The organism is Polaromonas sp. JS666, assembly GCF_000013865.1.
GTDB lineage: Bacteria > Pseudomonadota > Gammaproteobacteria > Burkholderiales > Burkholderiaceae_C > Polaromonas.
Map to the genome: position 1 here is coordinate 4224639 of NC_007948.1, position 17686 is coordinate 4242324.

Consider the following 17686-nt stretch of genomic DNA (forward strand, 5'->3'; position numbering starts at 1 on the left):
TACAGAACAATACGAGGTAGACAATTTATGGCGAAAAAAGCGCCGCGCCGTACGGCAGAGCGAATTCTGGAGGTCACGCTGGACCTGTTCAATCGCTTTGGCGAGCCCAATGTCTCGACCACACTGATTTCTGCCGAACTGAGCATCAGCCCCGGCAACCTTTACTACCACTACCCCGCCAAAGACGAGTTGATCAACTCGCTGTTTGACCGCTACGAGCGCTCGCTGACCGAGCTGCTGAATGCCAGCGACGGTGTGCGCAATGTCGAAGACGCCTGGTTTTTCATGCACACGCTGTTTGAGCTGATCTGGCAATACCGCTTTTTGTACCGTGACCTCAACGACCTGCTGAGCAAGAACCGCCGGCTGGAAACCCACTTTCAATGGGTGCTCAAAAACAAGACCCGCGCCGTCAAGGCAATGCTCGACGGCATGAGCCGCGCCGGCGCCGTGACGATTGATTCGCGCGAGGTGGAAGCCACGGCCACCAGCATGGTGGTGGTGCTGACCTACTGGCTGAGCTTTGAGTACGTGCGCGACCCGCGCAACGCCCTGGAGCCTGGCAACGCACAGGCCGCGCTGCTGCGCGGTGCGCACCACGTGCTGAACCTGCTGATTCCTTACCTCGAACAGGGCCAGCGCGCCCACCTGCAGGCCCTGATCGGCGCCTACAACACGCCGGCATAAGCCCACTGCCCGCCTCCCAACTTCCAACTTTCCACTTCCCAATTTCGCTTTCCTCACCCATAACACCAACAACGTTCAATCAAGGAGACAACACATGGCCAAATGGACCGCTTTTCCACACGCTGGCGACTACGCATTGAATGCCGCCAGCCTGAAAAAGAGCTGGGCCCGCCTGCACCAGGGCGACTGCGAGCCCCCGCCCAAAGAAGCGGACGTACTGGAGGCCTGGGTACTTTTTCACAATGGCGAGTTTCAGAAGGCGGCGGAGGCCGGCGTCGAGGCCGGCAGCCACGGCCTCACGGTGGCCAACAAGGCCGCCAGCATTTATGCCAACTACCTCGAAACCAAAGAAAAGACCAAGCTGGAGCTGTTCATGGAAGTCGCCGCGCGCGCAGAGGCGCAGCAGGCGGCCGACCCCAAAAACCCCAATGCCTGGTACTGGCAGGCCTATGCCCTCGGGCGCTACAGCCAGGGCATCAGCGTGGCCAAGGCGCTGGCACAAGGCCTGGGCAGCAAGGTCAAACATGCGCTGGAGCACGCCATCAAGCTGCAACCCAAGCACGCAGACGCTCACATCGCGCTGGCGGCTTTTCATGCCGAAGTGATCGACAAAGTCGGCTCGCTGATTGGCGGCATGACCTATGGCGCTAAAAAGGACATTGGCCTGGCGCTGTACAAGGACGCACTGAAACTGAGCCCCAACTCCGCGATTGCCATGATCGAATACGCCAATGGCCTGGTCATGCTCGAAGGCGACAAGCGGATGGCGGAGGCGACGAAGCTGTATGAACAGGCGGCGACCAGCAAGCCGATGGATGCCTGCGAACGGCTGGATGTGGAAATGGCGAAGGCTGAACTGGAGGACTGAGTTTTCTGCGCTCAACCAGGTCCGTGTGTCGCAAGGTGCGCAGGTCTTCTTATTTGCTGTGTTCTTAATAGCAAATTGCATCCCTCATTATTGAGACCCAGCGTCAAAGTCATCACTGTTGCAGCTCAAAACGCCGGTTGATGTATTTTTTTGCGCCTCCGTCTTGATGCCGCTGGTAAGGTCAAGCTGCGCTGTTTACGGGCATGCCGGGTCTCGCCCCGGCGGGCGACTTACTTTTCTTTGCTTCGCCAAAGAAACCTAAGGAAAAGAAAGGCGACCCGCAGTCTGGGTCCCTTCGCTACGCTACGGGCAACCTGTGCTGCGCCAGAAAAGCGGGGGTCCGCGCAAACTCGCCTGCGGCTCAAACAGCGCGCGGCCCTGATCCCGCTTTTCTGGCGCAGCACAGGCCCAGCCAGGACGGGTTTGGGGGAAAGTCAAAAGACAAAAAGCACACCGATGCCTCACTCCCTCCCTCGCTGGGGGAGGGTTGGGGTGGGGGCTGACCCCGAACCCGCATCCGTACCTGCGCCCCCCTTCTGTATGCGCCGAGGAGCGGAGGTCCAGACGGATCAGGGCTCGCGATTGTCTGAGCGAAGCGAGTTCGAGCGAGACCCCGGCTGGACCGAGCACCGCAGGGTGCCCGTAGCGCAGCGAAGGGTCGCAGACAGCAGGGTCGCCTTCTCTTTGCTTACTTTCTCTTGGCGACGCAAGAGAAAGTGAATCGCCCGCCGGGGCGAGACCCGGCCAGCCGCTCTCAGAAAATCCAGCACGCTATCAATTCAATAGCTAACGATACCTAAACCCCAAGAACGGAAAGGCTCATTCACCCCGCGACGGCACATCACGCCAGGGCTCCCCCCGGTACCACGCGTGCCGGGCCAGCCGCAACATGGGCATGTCCCCGGCCGTGTCGCCGTAAGCATAGAGCGTGACCTGGCTGGCAGCGTCCGCGCCAAAGCGTTCCGGCAGCCACGCCTTGAGCCGGCGCACCTTTTCCTCGCCGTGGCAATTGGCGGTGCTCATGCGTCCGGTCAGGCGGCCATCCACCACCTCCAGGCCGGTACAGATCAGCGCGTCAAAACCCAGTTGCCGGGCCGCGTGCTGCAGGTAAATATCGGGCGAGGCACTGACGATCACGCAGCAGTGCCCGGCCTGCCGGTGCTGCGCCAGACGCGCCAGGGCCCAGTCCTGCAGCTGGCGCGGCAAGTCGCGCCCGGCCCAGTCAGCCGCCCAGTGCGCCACCTCGGCACTGCTGCGCCCGGCCAGCGCCATTTTGAGGAGGCGCGCCTTGGCCACGTCATTGCGTACCAGCTTCAACGCATAACCGGCCATCCACGGGCCGCTCAGCAGCAGGGCCCGTAAAAACCCCGGCCAGCCCAGGCCACGGGCAAGAAACGGCAGCAGGGTGTCACGCCGGGTCAGCGTGCCGTCGAAGTCAAACGCGGCGACAACGGGGCCGGCTACCTCGGACATCGCACCTTCCCGCAATAGCGTTCGCAAAACGGGCACCCGGTCATCGGCAATGCGGAGGGTATGTTGTAGTAGCGCTTGAAAATAGTCCCCAGCATCCCTTCGCGGAAGGCCTGGTACTTGAACCCGGCGCCCTCCACCGCATAAAACGGCACGCCATTCTGGGTGAAGCTGAGCACACGCACCGATTCAAAATAGGGCTGGAAGTCCTCCAGCCTGGGGCTGCCGAACGTGATGACGCGTATGGTATTGCCCTGGTAGACCGAAAAATCAACCAGCTGATCGTCCTGCCGGGAGTGAAACTTTCCCGTGCCAAACACCGGCATGTACTGGCGGCGCTCAAAGCCGTAAATCGAGGCGGGCGTGAAGGCATCGCCCATCAGCACCACGCCCGGGCTGCTGACTTGCCGCAGGATGTCGGCGGTTTTATAGCCGCGGATGATTTGCGGGTAAATCTTCGTGCTGCGCCAGGTGTCCAGCGTGGTCATGTACAGGCCCGCCACCACCAGCACATGCAGGCCGGCAAACACGGCCAGGCCTTTGGCGCAGGTCTTGAGTTTGTCGGCCGGCAAGGCAAACGCCAGGAACGCAAAACCGAAGGGGTAGAACGACAGCACCCAGTGCAGGCCGATCACTTTCTTGGCCGACAGCAGCGCAAAAAACAGCAGGGGCACCACCACCAGGCAGGCCAGCAGGCGCTGGGCCGTCGTCGAAGCTGCAGTGGCCGCCAGCGTCTTGCGGTATTTGAAGCCCAGCCACACCGCCACCGGCGTGATCAGGTAGGCCAGCGTGACCACATACAGCAGGGGCTTGCGCCACTCGAACGAGGCCTCTTCGTTGCGGTTGTACACGTTGAACATGATGTTCGGCCAGCCGTGCGACATGTTGAACGCGATGTTGATGGCGGGCCCGGGCAAGGCGCAAAGTATCAGCAGGGCAAAGCCCGCGAGCCGCTGGCGGCGGTAGCCCACAAAGTACACGAGGTAGGTCAGACCCAGCACCACCGAGAAATACTTCGACAAAAACGCACAGCCCAGAAACAGGCCCGACAGCGCATACAGGCCGTAGGCCGCCCGGTCGAGCTGCTCGCGCCGCTCGGCGCGCAGCAAGGCGGCCACCGACAGCGCCGACCAGAAAATCAGCGGCGTGTCGGTGGTGATCAGGGCGTTGAGCCAGTTCAGCGGCGCCAGCCAGAACAGCAGCACGGCCCAGGCCGCGCGCTCCCGGTCAAGAGGCTTGAGCGCCCACCAGAGCGCGGCGCCCACACCCAGCGGCAGCAGGACCACCGGCAGGCGAATCGACCACAGACTGTCGCCGAATGTGGCACGCATCAGGGCAATCAGCCATCCGACCATGGGCGGATGGTCAGAGTAGCCCCAGTTGGGATAGACACCCCACCAGTAGAAGAAAGCCTCGTCACCGCTGATCGGGAATGTCGCGGAAATCCAGAGCCTGAGCAGCAGCGACGCCAGCCCCACGCCCAGCAGCCATTGGCTCAATGAAGTGTTGCGCAGCGTGACGGCTGGCGGGTGAAGGCTGTGATTCTGGGGCATGGAAGGCTGATTCAATGACGCAAAGGACTGAAGGGGCGCAAAGGGCGCAAGGAACGTAAAGGGCGCGATGGGCGCAAGCTGGGGCCGCCGGCAGGTTTTACCGGAAGCTGATTTCCTTGCGAATGGCCGCACTATAAAGCAAGGCCACCACGCCGATGGCCACCGCCAGCCACAGGGTCAGCAGGCGGGTCAGCACGGTGATGGTCAGGGCCTCGCCGGCGGTTGCGCCTTGCGCCACCAGCAGGCCGGTCAGCACGGCTTCGGTGCCGCCCAGGCCGGCGGGCAAGGCGGACAGCGCACCCGCCACCATGGCCAGCGCGTAAAAGCCCGTCGCGGTCAGCAGCGGCAGGTGAATGTCCAGGTCGCGGGAGATCAGCCAGAGCGCCACCCCCTGCGCGGCCCAGGCGGTCAGGGTCAGGGCAAACCAGGTCAGCGGACGCACCGCCAGGCAATGCCAGGCCTCTTTCAGCCAGGCAAAACGGTGGCGCAGCGTGGCACGGTACCTGAGCACCAGGCCCAGCAGGATCGCCGCCACCAGCGCAGCGGCGGCCACCAGGCCGGCCAGAAACAGCGGCGCCGCCCGCACCGCGCCATGCGTCAGCACCCACCACGCGGCAGGCAGGCACAGCAGCAGCAGGCACAGCAGGTCGGCCAGCCGCTCGGCCCCGAAAATCGCCAGGCTTTGCCCGGCGCCCAGGGGCTGGCGCGCCAGCATCAGGCCGCGCACCGCCTCCCCGATATTGCCCGGGGTGGGCGTGAAGGCATAGCCCGCCAGGTACAGGCGCAAGCCCTTCGCCCAGCCAAAATGGCGCCCGTAGTGGGCCATCCAGAGGCGCCAGCGCAGGCCGCGCAGCAGGTAGTTGAGCAGGCACAGGGCGACGGCCTGCACGCCCGTCCAGGACCCCAGCCGCGCCAGCGAGGCCCGCGGGCTGTCGCCCCACACCAGCAGGGCGGCCGCGTAGGCGGTGGCCACCACACCCAGCACCAGCAGCAGTTGTTTGACAGGCAGGCGAAGTGGCCGTGAACCCGGCCCGCCGACAGGCGAAGCGCCCGCCGCCGGCGCGTCCTCGGGTGTCACAGCCGGTGGCCCAGAAAGATGGCCATCCACAACACGCCGGCCGCCAGAATCCATGGGTCGCTCAGCAGGTCGCGCGCGACGTCTTCGCCGCGGCCACGGTGCACCTGGTAGGTGTAGCGCAGCATGCCAAAAATAACCACCGGCACGGTGTAGAGCAGGCGCTCGCCGTGCTGCAACTGGGCCTCGGGGCTGGTGGCAAACAGGCTGTAGTTGGTCAGTGTGGCGGTCATGGTCACGGCCATGAAGGTATCGAGCAGAGCCGACGGGTAATGCGCCAGCACGGCGCGCTGGCTGGCTTCCTCATGAAAGGTCTCGGCCTTGCGTTTGGAAAAGCCCAGGAAAAGCGCGACAAAAATGCCGGTCAGCAACAGCCAGCGCGAAGGCGGGATCCCGACGGCCACGGTACCCGCCAGCAGCCTGAGCATAAAACCCGATGCAATGATGGACACATCCACCACCGGCACCTGCTTGAGACGCCAGGAATAGGCCAGATTGAACACCACATAGGCCCCGAGCAGCGCGAGCAGGGTGCGGTTGCCGGCGGCCAGCAGCAGGCCGCTGGCCAGCAGCAGGCCCGCCAGCACCAGCGCCACGGGGACGGAAACCCTGCCGCTGGCCAGCGGCCGGCGGCTTTTTTCGGGGTGCAGGGCATCGCTGGCGCGGTCATGCCAGTCGTTAACGATGTAGACCATGCTGGAGACGCAGCAAAACGCGGCAAAGGCATGCAGGACGCGCCCGACGAGGGGGCCGTCCTGCCAGGCCTGGCTGAACACCAGGCCGGCAAACACAAAGCCGTTTTTAAGCCACTGGTGCGGCCGAATGAGCCTGATCAGCGCAAGCAGGGATGAGGGGAGAGAAGACATCAATATGGGAGGGAAAGCCTCCGGTCTGGGGACGACGTTCAAGCATAACTGAGTGGGCCGGCTCTTTATTTCTCTGGATGGGCTGAAAACCAGGCCAGAGTTTCAGCATCACCCCCTCCTTCGCACGCCCGTTTTGGTGTGCACGGGCCCCAGCCCTACAAAGCTTTCGCGCAGACTCACTCCCGCACGCGGCCCTGCGAATCAATCAGGCTCAGTTCCACCAACTTGGAGCCCACACGGTCGCCGTCGAAATGGATCCGGAAGCCTCCCAGGTCCATCTCCTGCATGGTGTCCAGCGCCTTGCGCAGCTTGACGCGGGTGGGCTCCTTGCCGGCCTTGCGCAGGGCTTCGGTGTAGGCCCAGGCGGCGATATAGCCTTCGAGCATGTAGACATTGGACTTGCCCAGCTTGGCCGCGGCCGCCTCGGCCTGCAGCTCACGCACCAGGCTGCTTTTGGCATTGTCTGACTTGGGCGTCACCCGCACCACCACCACGCCCGAGCCCGCTGCCCCCAGCTGATCGGCCAGCAGGCTTTCCCCGGTATTGGAGAACCCGTAAATAGGCCCTTTGTAGCCCTTGCTGCGCAAGTCGCGGATGGCGATGGCTGCGCCTTTGGGGGCACTGATCAAAAGCACGGACTCCGCTTTGACCGCCAGCACTTTGTCGGTGCCCTCCAGCGGTGCCTTGAGCAACAGGTTGGCGCCCATACCGGTCATGGTGCGCTCGGCAGAGTCCAGCGCCGCCAGCGATTCGGGATCCCTGGCATGCAATATGGCCAGCTTGCGCATCCCCAGGGTTTCCGCATGGCGCGTGATCACGATCGCCTCTTCCGAGTAGCCGGGTCGCACCGAATACACATTGGGATAGAGCGAGCCGCGCAACTCGTCGGCCCCAGCCATGGGGCCAAACAGCAGCAAGTCGCTGTCCTTGAGCAGAGAATTGACGGCGGTGACCTGGGGTGAGCCGTAATAGCCAAACAACGAAAAAACCCGCTGGTCCAGCAGCTTTTTGGTATTGGCCAGGGTCGTTTCTGGGTTGCCGGCGTCGTCCGCGGTAATCAGCTCGATCTCGCGGCCATGGATGCCGCCCGCCGCATTGACCCGCTCAAAATAAAGCCTGGCACCCTGCGCAAACGGCAGTGCCAGCACGGCGGCCGGACCGGTCATGGCCACCGACTGCCCCAGCGTGACAGTGGTTTTGCTCAAGCCATCCTGCGCGCTGGCCCCTGTTGCCATGGCGGCCATGGCAGCCAGCAAGGCCGTTACCATGGACACCCGAGCCAGGGCTTTCAGCACTTGCCCGCCGTTTTTGATCACAGACATGAATTACCCTTTTCCTGATTGCCGATATGGCTGTCAATATAGAGTTACACCATGCGCAATACCATCAGCATCTCCCCTAGCGTTAGTTTCGTGCGGGCTGACAGTCAGACCGTCCAGGTGCGCGGCGCTTGCCCGCATGACTGCCCCGACACCTGCTCGCTGCTGACGACCGTGGAAAACGGCGTGGCCGTCAAGGTGCACGGCAACCCCGAGCACCCGCAAACCGGCGGCGTGCTGTGCAACAAGGTCTCACGCTACACCGAGCGCACCTACCACCCCGAGCGCCTGCTGCAGCCGCAAAAGCGTGTGGGGCCCAAGGGCTCGGGCCAATTCGAGCCGGTGAGCTGGGAGGCGGCGCTCACCGACATTGCCGCGCGCCTGAAGGCCATCGCCGCGCGCAACCCCGAGGCCATCGTGCCTTACAGCTACGCCGGCACCATGGGCCAGGTGCAGAGCGAAAGCATGGCGGCGCGCTTCTTCAACCGTCTCGGCGCCTCGTTTCTGGACCGCACGATTTGCGCGACGGCGGGCGGCGAAGGCTTCACGCAGACGCTGGGCGGCAAGGTCGGCATGCGGGTGGAGTTTTTTGCCGAATCGAAACTCATCATCATCTGGGGCAGCAACTCGATTGGCAGCAACCTGCATTTCTGGCGCTATGCGCAGCAGGCCAAACGCGATGGCGCCCGGCTGGTGTGCATTGATCCGCGCAAGAGTGAGACCGCCGAAAAATGCCACGAACACATCGCGCTGCTGCCCGGCACCGACGCGGCGCTGGCGCTGGCGCTGATGCACGAGCTGATCACCCACGACTGGCTGGACCATGACTATATTGCCCGCCACACGCTGGGCTGGCAGGCGCTGAAGGAACGCGCGCTGCAATGGCCGCCCGAGCGCGCCGCCGAGGTGTGCCGCGTGCCGGTTGAGCAGATCAGGGCCTTGGCCCGCGACTACGGCCAGTGTTTTACCGACCGGCAACCCGCGGCGATTCGCCTGAACTACGGCATGCAGCGCGTGCGCGGCGGCGGCAATGCGGCCCGCGCGGTGGCCTGCCTGCCGGCGCTGATTGGCGCCTGGCGGCACCGCGCCGGCGGCGTGCTGCTGAGCAGTTCAGGGCAGTTTCCGGTGGACAAGGCCGCGCTGCAACGGCCTGAACTGCTAGCCGGCCGCCAGCCGCGAACCATCAACATGAGCACGATTGGCAATGCGCTGCTCGCAAAAACTTCCGCCCAGTTCGGCCCGAAAATCGAGGCGCTGATCGTCTACAACAGCAACCCGGTGGCGGTCGCGCCCGAATCCGGCAAGGTGGTGCAGGGCTTTGCGCGTGAAGACCTGTTCACCGTGGTACTGGAGCACTTCAAGACCGACACCGCCGACTACGCCGACTACCTGCTGCCCGCCACCACGCAGCTGGAGCACTGGGATGTGCACAGCGCCTACGGCCACACCGACGCGCTGCTCAACCGCCCTGCCATCGCGCCGCTCGGCCTGGCCAAGCCCAACACCCAGATCTTTCGCGAACTGGCGGCCCACATGGGCTTTATCGAGCCCTGCTTTTCCGAGGACGATGAGACCTTGTGCCGCACCGTCTATGGTGACAAGGTCGACTTCCGGCAACTGCTGGACAAGGGCTTTGTCACGCTGAATTTGCCCGATGCACCGTTCGCTGAGGGCAACTTTCCCACGCCATCGGGCCGCTGCGAGTTTTTCAGCGAGCGGCTGCAAGCCATGGGCCTGGACGGCCTGCCCGACCACGTGCCCAACTACGAAACCCTGGGCACATCAGAGCAGTACCCGCTGGCCATGATCTCGCCGCCCGCGCGCAACTTTCTCAACTCCAGCTTTGTCAATGTGAAAAGCCTGCGCAACATCGAGGGCGAGCCGGTGCTGGAGATGCATGCCGACGACGCGGCAGCGCGCGGCATCAGCAGCGGCGCCGTCGTCACGGTGTTCAATGCCCGCGGTGAATACCGCGTCAAGGCCGAGGTGTCGGCGCGCGCCCGTCCCGGCGTGGTCAATGGCCTGGGCATCTGGTGGCGCAAGCTGGGGCTCGACGGCACCAACGTCAACCAGCTCACCAGCCAGCACCTGACCGACCTGGGCCGTGGGCCGGTGTTTTACGACTGCCTGGTTGAAGTCCAGGCCGGCCAGCCCGGGGAGCCTGTGGTGTGAAAACCCGGGTGGCCCAAGTGGCCCTCACCTGGCCCGCCATCCGGGCCACCGCCATGGCGGCCATCGCCGCCCTGGGCCTGTCGGGCTGCACCGGTATCGGCTACTACTGGCAGTCGGTCAGCGGCCACCTGCAGATGATGAACGCGGCACGCCCGGTCAGCGACTGGCTGGACGATGCGCAAACCCCCGAGCAGCTCAAAACCCGGCTGGCCCTGAGCCAGCGCATCCGCAGCTTTGCCGCGAGCGAGCTAAAACTGCCCGACAACGCCAGCTACCGCCGCTATGCCGACCTGCAGCGCCGGGCCGTGGTGTGGAACGTGGTGGCGGCCCCCGAGTTGTCGCTCACCCTCAAGACCTGGTGCTTTCCAGTGGCGGGCTGCGTGGGCTACCGCGGTTATTTTGACGAAGCCGAGGCGCGCGCTGAAGCAGCGCGGCTGCAAACCGCGGGGCTGGAGGCCGGCGTCTTCGGCGTGCCGGCCTACTCCACGCTGGGCTGGCTGAACTGGGCCGGCGGCGATCCGCTGCTCAACACCTTCATCGCCTACCCCGAAGGCGAGCTGGCCCGGCTGATCATTCATGAACTGGCGCACCAGGTGGTCTACGCCCAGGATGACACCATGTTCAACGAATCATTTGCGACGGCGGTGGAACGGCTGGGCAGCCAGCGCTGGCTCGCCACCCAGGCCAGCCCGGCGGCCCGGGCCGAGTACGCGGCCTTTGACAGTCGGCGCCAGCAGTTCCGGGCGCTGGTGCGGGCCACGCGGCACAGGCTGGATGCAATTTACGATTTGAATTGGGCGCCAGCGCCCGCCAGAGCCGCGCAAGTTGCGATGAAAAGCATCGCTATTTCAGATTTCAAGCAACAGTATGAGCAACTCAAAACCAGCTGGGGCGGCTTCGCCGGCTACGACCCCTGGGTCGCCCAGGCCAACAACGCCGCGTTTGGCGCGCAGGCCGCCTATGACGAACTGGTGCCCGGCTTTGAGGCGCTGTTCAAGCGCGAAGGCGGCGACTGGCGGCGGTTTTATGATGCGGTGAAGCGACTGGCCAGCCTGTCCAAAGAAGAACGGCACCAGGCTCTTGCGACCCATAACACCGATAAATAAACCAACAAGCAAGCAAGGAGACGCCCATGGCAGAGATTCACATCCATCGCCAGCACGGCTTGAACCTGGCGCAGGCGCGCAAGATGGCCTTTCAGTGGGCCGAGCAGGTCGAGGAAGAGTTCAACATGGAATGCGTCTATGAAGAAGGCGAGACCACCGACGAAGTGAGCTTCACGCGCACGGGTGTCTCGGGCACGCTCACCGTCAGCCCCGACAGCTTCGAGTTGCAGGCCAGGCTAGGTTTTTTGCTCGGTGCCTTCAAGGACAGGATCGAGAGCGAGATCGTCAAGAACCTCGATGTGCTGATCGCCAAGAACACACCTGCCGCGCACAAAGCTGGCGAGCACAAGACGGCCGCCAAAAAACCTGTGGCAAAAATGACTTCCCCGCCGAAAGCCCCGGGCAGGAAAGCCTGAGCCGGCAGCACCTTGGCCACCGCCACCTACAACCTGGCCAGGTTTGACCTGGTGTCCATCCGCCTGGCGGTCGCCTGCGCCCAGAGCGGCAGCCTGACCGCTGCGGCGCGCGATTCACACCTGGCACTGGCTGCCGCGAGCCGGCGCCTGCGCGAACTCGAAGATGCGCTGGGTGACCCCCTGTTCGAACGCCACGCGCGCGGCCTGCTGCCCACCGCGGCCGGCCGCGTCTTTGTCAAGCACGGCCTGACGCTGCTGCAGACCATGGAGCAGCTCGGCGCCGAACTGGCCGACCTGCGGCGCGGCATTGCGCGCCACATCCGCCTGTGCGCCAGCAGCGCCGCCATCAGCCAGTTCCTGCCGCCGCTGCTGGCCCGCTATGGCCAGCTGCATCCGCAGATGCACGTCGACCTGGAAGAGCAGGTGTCGGAAGCGGTGGTGTCTACCCTGCGCGAGGGCCGCGCCGATGTGGCGGTGTTCGTCGAAGGGCCGGACACGGCCGGGCTGGACACCCACCTTTTCCGCGAGGACGAGCTGGTGCTGGTGCTGCCCGGCAAGCACCCACTGGCGAGCTCGAAAACAGCCATAGCCTTTGCCGACACGCTGGACGAGGAATGGATCAGCCTGACCGCCGGCGCCGCCATGCTGCAAAAGCAGCAGCAGGCGGCCCTGGCCGCCAACCGGCCGCTCAAGCTGCGCATGCAGGTGCGCAGTTTTGACGCGGTGTGCCACATGGTGGCTTCTGGCCTGGGCATTGCGATATTGCCCAAGGGGGCCAGCCTGCCCATCGTCAAGGCCATGAAGCTGAGCTGGCGGCCGCTGGCAGACAGCTGGGCACAACGCCGATTGCTGGTCGCCACCGGCGGCAATGAAAGCGATGCAGCCACTGCTTCGCTGGTGAACTTCCTGGTTCAGCCTTCGCAAAATGCGAAGGCCGCGCGCCACAAACAGTAATGGACGCGAAGGGGCCGCAACCGCACACTACGCGGCCATGGACACCACTACATCTGTCAATCGCGGCCCGCTGGCTGGCCTCAAGGTTCTTGAACTCGGGCAACTGATCGCCGGGCCGTTTGCCGCCAAAACGCTGGCCGACTTTGGCGCCGACGTCGTCAAGATCGAACCGCCCGGCGCGGGCGACCCGCTGCGTAAATGGCGGCTGCTCAAGGATGGCACCTCGGTCTGGTGGCAGGTGCAGTCGCGCAACAAGCGCTCGCTGGCACTCGACCTGAAAGACCCGCAAGCCCAGGACATCGTGCGCAAACTGGCACGGGACGCCGACGTGCTGATCGAGAACTTCCGGCCCGGCGCCATGGAAGGCTGGGGCCTGGGGCCCGACGAACTGCTCAAGCTCAACCCGCGCCTGATCATGCTGCGCATCAGCGGCTACGGCCAGACCGGCCCCTACCGCGACCGCCCCGGCTTTGGCGTGGTGGCCGAAGCGATGAGCGGCTTGCGCCACCTGACGGCCGAGCCGGGCCGCGTGCCGGTGCGCGTCGGCGTGAGCATTGGCGACACGCTGGCCGCGCTGCATGGCGTGATCGGCATCCTGCTGGCGCTGCACCATCGCACGGCCCACGGCGTCGGCCAGGTGATCGACGTGGCGCTGTATGAAGCGGTGTTCAATTGCATGGAAAGCCTGCTGCCCGAATACAGCGCGTTTGGCGCCGTGCGCGGCCCGGCCGGCAGCGCCCTGCCCGGCATTGCGCCGAGCAATGCCTACCGCTGCAAAGACGACGGTTACGCCCTCATTGCGGGCAATGGCGACAGCATTTTCAAACGGCTGATGGCCGTGATCGGCCGCGACGACCTGGGAGCCGACCCTCTGCTTTCCGACAACGCCGGCCGGGTAGCACGCGTCGCCGAAATCGACGAAGCCATCGGCCAATGGGCCGCGCAGCGCACGGTCGATGAGGTGCTGGCGGCGCTCGACAAGGCCTCGGTGCCGGCAGGCCGCATCTACACGGTGGCTGACATTGCCGCCGACCCGCACTACCAGGCGCGCGGCATGCTGGACAGCGTGCAGATGGCCGACGGCAGCACGCTGGCCGTGCCCGGCATCACGCCCAAGCTGTCGCTCACACCCGGCGGTCACCGGCGCAACGCGCCCGTGCTGGGCCAGGACACCGACGCCGTGCTGCATGAACTCGGCCTCACGCCTGAACAGATTCAGGGCCTCAAGGACAAAGGTATCGTTTCATGCACTGCTACAGGAGCCCAATCATGACAACACGGATCTTCTTCAATGAAGTCGCCACGCGCGACGGCTTCCAGATCGAGCCGACCTTCATCCCGACCGATACCAAGGTGGCGCTGGTCGATGCCCTGAGTGAATGCGGCTACGCCAAGATCGAGGTCACTTCGTTCACCTCGCCCAAGGCGATCCCGATGCTGCGCGACGCCGAAGAAGTCATGGGCCGCATCCGCCGCGTGCCGGGCGTAGAGTACACGGTGCTGGTGCCCAACCTGCGCGGGGCCGAGCGTGCGCTGGAGTCACGGGCCGATGAGCTTAACCTGGTCATGTCGACCTCCGAGACGCACAACCTGGCCAACCTGCGCATGCCGATGGCGCGCAGTTTTGCGGCGCTGTCGGACGTGATTGCGCATGTCGATGGCCGCACCCCCATCAACGTCTCGCTGTCCTGCTGCTTTGGCTGCCCGATGGAAGGGGATGTGCCGCAGGAGAGGGTACTGGACTGGGCTGCGCGCTTTGCCGACCTGGGCGTGCGCGGCATCACGATTTGCGACACCACCGGCATGGCGCACCCCGCGCAGGTCAGCCGCATGGTGGAGGCCTTGCAAGAACGTTTTGAGCAGTTGCAACTCACCCTGCACTTCCACAACACGCGCGGCATGGGTCTGGCCAATGTGCTGGCCGCGGTACAAGGCGGCATCACCCGCTTCGACGGCTCACTCGGCGGCCTGGGCGGCTGCCCCTACGCGCCCGGCGCCAGCGGCAACATCAGCAGCGAAGATGCCATCCACATGCTGGCCGCCATGGGCTACGACACCGGCATCGATTTGCCCAGATTGCTGGCAGTGGCGCGGCAGATGCCGCAGATCGTCGGCCACGAGGTACCGGGCCAGGTGGCCAAGGCGGGGCGCATTGAAGACCTGCATCCGGCGCCGGAATTTGTGGCGGCCCTGCGGGAGCAGTTCGCGTGACCGATCATCTGGATCATCTGGTACTGACCACGTCCAACGAAACCGCCTGCGTCGATTTTTATACCCGGGTGCTGGGCATGACGCTGGAAAGTTTTGTGGGTGGTACGCCCCCGGTAGAGCGCCGCGCATTCAAGTTCGGCCAGCAGAAAATCAACCTGCACATCAGAGGCGCCGAGTTCGAGCCCAAAACGCATCTGCCGGTGCCCGGTGCACTGGACTTGTGTTTCATCGCCAGCGTGCCCCTGCAGCAGGTGATGGAGCGGCTGGAGCGCGAACGCTGGCCGATTATCGAAGGGCCCGTTGTACGCACCGGCGCCACGCAAAAAATCCGCTCGGTCTATGTGCGCAACCCCGACCTCAACCTGATCGAGATTTCCGAGCTGGCCTGAACCGGCATCCATCACCATTCCAGGAGACAAAATGACTTTCATTTCCCGCAGAACCCTTGTAACCGTTGCCGGCCTTGCCGCTGCCTCATGGCTGAACCCGGTGCGCGCGCAGCTCGCAGGCAAGCCGGTCACCCTGATCGTTCCCGCGGCGGCCGGCGGCACCACGGACATCGCGGCGCGCATGCTGGCCGAACCGCTGGGGCGGATTTTGCAGACCTCGGTCGTCGTGGACAACCGGGGCGGCGGCAACGGCAACATTGCCGGCCAGACCGTCGCGCGCGGACCGGCCGACGGTACCAGCCTGCTGGTGCAGTATTCAGGTTACCAGTGCATCACACCGCTGATCCAGCCGGTGGCCGGCTTTGACCCGGCCACCAACCTCAAGCCGCTGGGCCATCTAATCGACGCGCCACAATTGATGGTGGTACGCGCTAATTTCCCGGCCGACAACTTCGCGGATTTTCTCAAACACGTCAAAGCCAATCCCGGCAAGGTCAACTACGCGTCCAGCGGCAACGGATCACTGCAGCATGTCACGACCGAGCTGCTGAAGGACCTGACCAAAACCTTCATGGTGCACATCCCTTACCGCGGCACGGGCCCGGCACTGAACGACCTGCTGGCCGGCACGGTGGACTGCACCATCACCACGCCGCCGCCACTGCTGCCACACATCCGTGCCGGCAAGCTGAAAGCGCTGATGGTGACCGGTCGCACGCGACTGGCCGCACTGCCCAATGTGCAGACCGCGACCGAAATGAGAGTGCCGCTGGTGGCGTCTTCCTGGTTTGCGGTCTACGGCCCGACGGGTCTGTCTGCGGACCTTCAGAATCGCCTCTCCCTGGCCATCCGGCAGGTGGTCGAATCGGACAACTTCAGGAAACGCGCCGAGGAACAGGGCGCAAAGGCGATCGCCATGAATGGCGCGGAACTGGATGCGCTGGGTAGCAACGAACGCAAGATGTGGGGACGCATCGTCAAAGTGGCCAATATCAAGGCTGACTAGATAAGGCCCCCACGCTTTTCACTGCGTGTAATGCGCTGCCCCCCGAGGGGGCGCTGCGCCTGCGGTCTGGCGAAGCCAGTCCCGCGGCCCCTGCTGGGGTGGAGAGCCTCCACGCTTGCTCGGGGCGGCCCCTCGCTGCGCGGTAGCGGCTTGGCTCAAGCCACGCTTGTCAGGGCGACTCCTGGCGCGTGGTCAAGGGCTTAGAAGTTATCCGTAAATAGTACACTCTCGTCCTGAGCCGTACTTCACACGGCGTCGGGGCGAATGTATGGCGACACGCAAGCGAGTCGAATCGTGGGTGGTGACCGATGAATTCTGGCAGCGTGTTGAGCCGTTGATTCCGGTGCGCGAGCGCAGCGCGGACAAGGCGTACCTGCGCAAGGCGGGAGCGGGGCGGCCACCCAAGCCAGCACGACAGGTGTTCGAGGCAGTCGTATATGTTTTGCGCACGGGCTGCCAATGGAAGGCGCTGCCCAAGGAACGCTTTGGCAGTGCCAGCGCGGTCCACAAGCGCTTCCTGGAGTGGGAGGCCGCGGGCGTGTTCGAGGCCATCTGGAAAGCCGGGCTTGCCGAGTACGACCAGATGGAAGGCATCGCTTGGCGATGGCAGAGCATCGATGGGGCCATGTTCAAGGCGCCCTTGGCGCAAGAGGCGGTCGGACGCAACCCGACCGATCGGGGGAAAAAAGGGGAGCAAGCGCCACCTGCTGGTGGACGGCCGTGGCGTCCCGTTGTCGCTCGTCGTGACCGGGGCCAATGAGCATGACGTGACGCAACTCGATGCTGTGCTGCAGGCCATCATGGTCAAGCGCAAGACGCCCAGCACGCGGCGCAGCAAGCACCTGTGCGCCGATGCCGGTTACCGAGGCCGGCGCGCGTTGGAGATCATCGAATCGCATGGCTATATTCCTCACGTCGTTGATCGCGCCAAGGAGGCCGATGCCAAGCGGCGCGACCCGACCAGGAAGGCTCGGCGCTGGGTGGTCGAGGTCTGCCACAGCTGGTTCAACCGCTTTCGCAAGCTGCTGGTGCGATACGAGAAGCTCGAACGCAGCTTCGTCGCGCTGAACCACATAGCCGCGGCCATCATCGCGTTCCGTAAAGTGACGCTCAAGGTAAACATAATTTACGGATAGGTTCTTAGCTCCAGCATGGTTCAGTTAAGGACCCGCAAAACTCCCTCCCCCTCCGGGGGAGGGTTGGGGTGAGGGCCAGCGGTGGCCAGATAAGCGCGGTGGCCCGACGCCCACGCCGTGAGCCCCCATCCCGGCCTTCCCCCCAGCGGGGGAAGGAGATGATCGGCACTGCGCGCGGCGTGCTCACTGAACCGTATTGGGCTCAGCCCAGCTCGGCAATCAGGTCGATGTACTGCTGCATCGCGTCATCCTGTGAGGTGCCCTTGAGGCTGTTCCACGCGTCCCACTTGGCGCGGGCCACCATGTCGCCGAAGCCGGGCTTCTTCTCGGTGTTGTCGCCCGTGCTGCCCTGCTTGTAGAGGGCGTAGATTTTCAGCAGTGTGGCGTTGTCGGGACGTTCGCTGAGGTTTTTCGAATCGGCCATGGCCTTCTCAAAGGCGGCTTTCAGATCTGACATG

At 64.4% G+C, this 17686-nt stretch carries 17 protein-coding genes; 11 read left to right on the forward strand and 6 right to left on the reverse strand.

The window, feature by feature from the left end; translation table 11 throughout:
* The first annotated feature begins 27 nt into the window (after positions 1–27).
* Positions 28–687 carry a TetR/AcrR family transcriptional regulator gene (locus tag BPRO_RS20100; protein WP_011484909.1) on the forward strand — a complete coding sequence of 220 codons (660 nt, stop codon included), beginning with the start codon at positions 28–30 and terminating at the stop codon, positions 685–687.
* Positions 688–781: 94 nt separating this feature from the next.
* Complete coding sequence (locus BPRO_RS20105; RefSeq protein WP_011484910.1) at positions 782–1555, forward strand: hypothetical protein; 774 nt, start codon at positions 782–784, stop codon at positions 1553–1555.
* An 819-nt stretch (positions 1556–2374) separates the two neighbouring features.
* Here the strand turns inward: BPRO_RS20105 and BPRO_RS20110 are convergent.
* From BPRO_RS20110 to BPRO_RS20130, 5 genes are all read right to left on the reverse strand, one after another.
* Complete coding sequence (locus tag BPRO_RS20110) at positions 2375–3028, reverse strand: HAD family hydrolase (RefSeq protein WP_011484911.1); 654 nt, start codon at positions 3026–3028, stop codon at positions 2375–2377.
* Complete coding sequence (locus tag BPRO_RS20115) at positions 3016–4578, reverse strand: ArnT family glycosyltransferase (protein WP_011484912.1); 1563 nt, start codon at positions 4576–4578, stop codon at positions 3016–3018. The genes BPRO_RS20110 and BPRO_RS20115 overlap by 13 nt, the downstream gene beginning before the upstream one ends.
* A 97-nt stretch (positions 4579–4675) precedes the next feature.
* Complete coding sequence (locus BPRO_RS20120) at positions 4676–5710, reverse strand: lysylphosphatidylglycerol synthase transmembrane domain-containing protein (RefSeq protein ID WP_157045838.1); 1035 nt, start codon at positions 5708–5710, stop codon at positions 4676–4678.
* Complete coding sequence (locus BPRO_RS20125) at positions 5653–6519, reverse strand: decaprenyl-phosphate phosphoribosyltransferase (RefSeq protein ID WP_011484914.1); 867 nt, start codon at positions 6517–6519, stop codon at positions 5653–5655. The genes BPRO_RS20120 and BPRO_RS20125 overlap by 58 nt, the downstream gene beginning before the upstream one ends.
* Before the next feature lie 176 nt (positions 6520–6695).
* Positions 6696–7841, reverse strand: coding sequence for an ABC transporter substrate-binding protein (locus BPRO_RS20130; protein ID WP_011484915.1), 1146 nt, complete (start codon positions 7839–7841; stop codon positions 6696–6698).
* Between the two features lie 51 nt (positions 7842–7892).
* Here BPRO_RS20130 and BPRO_RS20135 point away from each other — a divergent pair, with 51 nt between their 5' ends.
* The 9 genes from BPRO_RS20135 to BPRO_RS28735 all read left to right on the forward strand — a co-directional run bounded on the left by BPRO_RS20135 (position 7893) and on the right by BPRO_RS28735 (position 17228).
* Entirely contained in the window at positions 7893–10010 is a 2118-nt protein-coding gene (locus BPRO_RS20135; RefSeq protein WP_011484916.1) for a molybdopterin-containing oxidoreductase family protein, read from the forward strand.
* A 53-nt stretch (positions 10011–10063) separates the two neighbouring features.
* Positions 10064–11116 (forward strand): aminopeptidase, encoded by a 1053-nt coding sequence (locus BPRO_RS20140; protein ID WP_086003129.1) that lies wholly within the window; start codon positions 10064–10066, stop codon positions 11114–11116.
* Positions 11117–11142: 26 nt separating this feature from the next.
* Positions 11143–11532, forward strand: coding sequence for a polyhydroxyalkanoic acid system family protein (locus BPRO_RS20145; RefSeq protein WP_011484918.1), 390 nt, complete (start codon positions 11143–11145; stop codon positions 11530–11532).
* Between the two features lie 12 nt (positions 11533–11544).
* Complete coding sequence (locus tag BPRO_RS20150; protein WP_011484919.1) at positions 11545–12486, forward strand: LysR family transcriptional regulator; 942 nt, start codon at positions 11545–11547, stop codon at positions 12484–12486.
* 37 nt (positions 12487–12523) lie between these two features.
* Positions 12524–13759 (forward strand): CaiB/BaiF CoA transferase family protein, encoded by a 1236-nt coding sequence (locus BPRO_RS20155; protein ID WP_041388971.1) that lies wholly within the window; start codon positions 12524–12526, stop codon positions 13757–13759.
* A complete protein-coding gene (locus tag BPRO_RS20160) occupies positions 13756–14697 on the forward strand; it encodes a hydroxymethylglutaryl-CoA lyase (RefSeq protein WP_011484921.1) in 942 nt (313 codons plus the stop codon). The genes BPRO_RS20155 and BPRO_RS20160 overlap by 4 nt, the downstream gene beginning before the upstream one ends.
* Complete coding sequence (locus tag BPRO_RS20165) at positions 14694–15086, forward strand: VOC family protein (RefSeq protein ID WP_011484922.1); 393 nt, start codon at positions 14694–14696, stop codon at positions 15084–15086. Before BPRO_RS20160 ends, BPRO_RS20165 begins: the two co-directional genes overlap by 4 nt.
* Before the next feature lie 31 nt (positions 15087–15117).
* A complete protein-coding gene (locus BPRO_RS20170) occupies positions 15118–16092 on the forward strand; it encodes a Bug family tripartite tricarboxylate transporter substrate binding protein (RefSeq protein ID WP_011484923.1) in 975 nt (324 codons plus the stop codon).
* A gap of 268 nt (positions 16093–16360) precedes the next feature.
* Positions 16361–17228 (forward strand): IS5 family transposase gene (locus BPRO_RS28735; RefSeq protein WP_086003100.1). Its coding sequence is split into 2 segments (ribosomal slippage): positions 16361–16782 and positions 16781–17228, totalling 870 coding nucleotides; the frame shifts between segments, so codons are not numbered across the junction.
* 202 nt (positions 17229–17430) lie between these two features.
* On the opposite strand, the gene BPRO_RS20185 is transcribed toward BPRO_RS28735, so the two are convergent.
* Entirely contained in the window at positions 17431–17685 is a 255-nt protein-coding gene (locus tag BPRO_RS20185) for an acyl-CoA-binding protein (RefSeq protein WP_011484924.1), read from the reverse strand.
* Between the last annotated feature and the right edge of the window lies 1 nt (position 17686).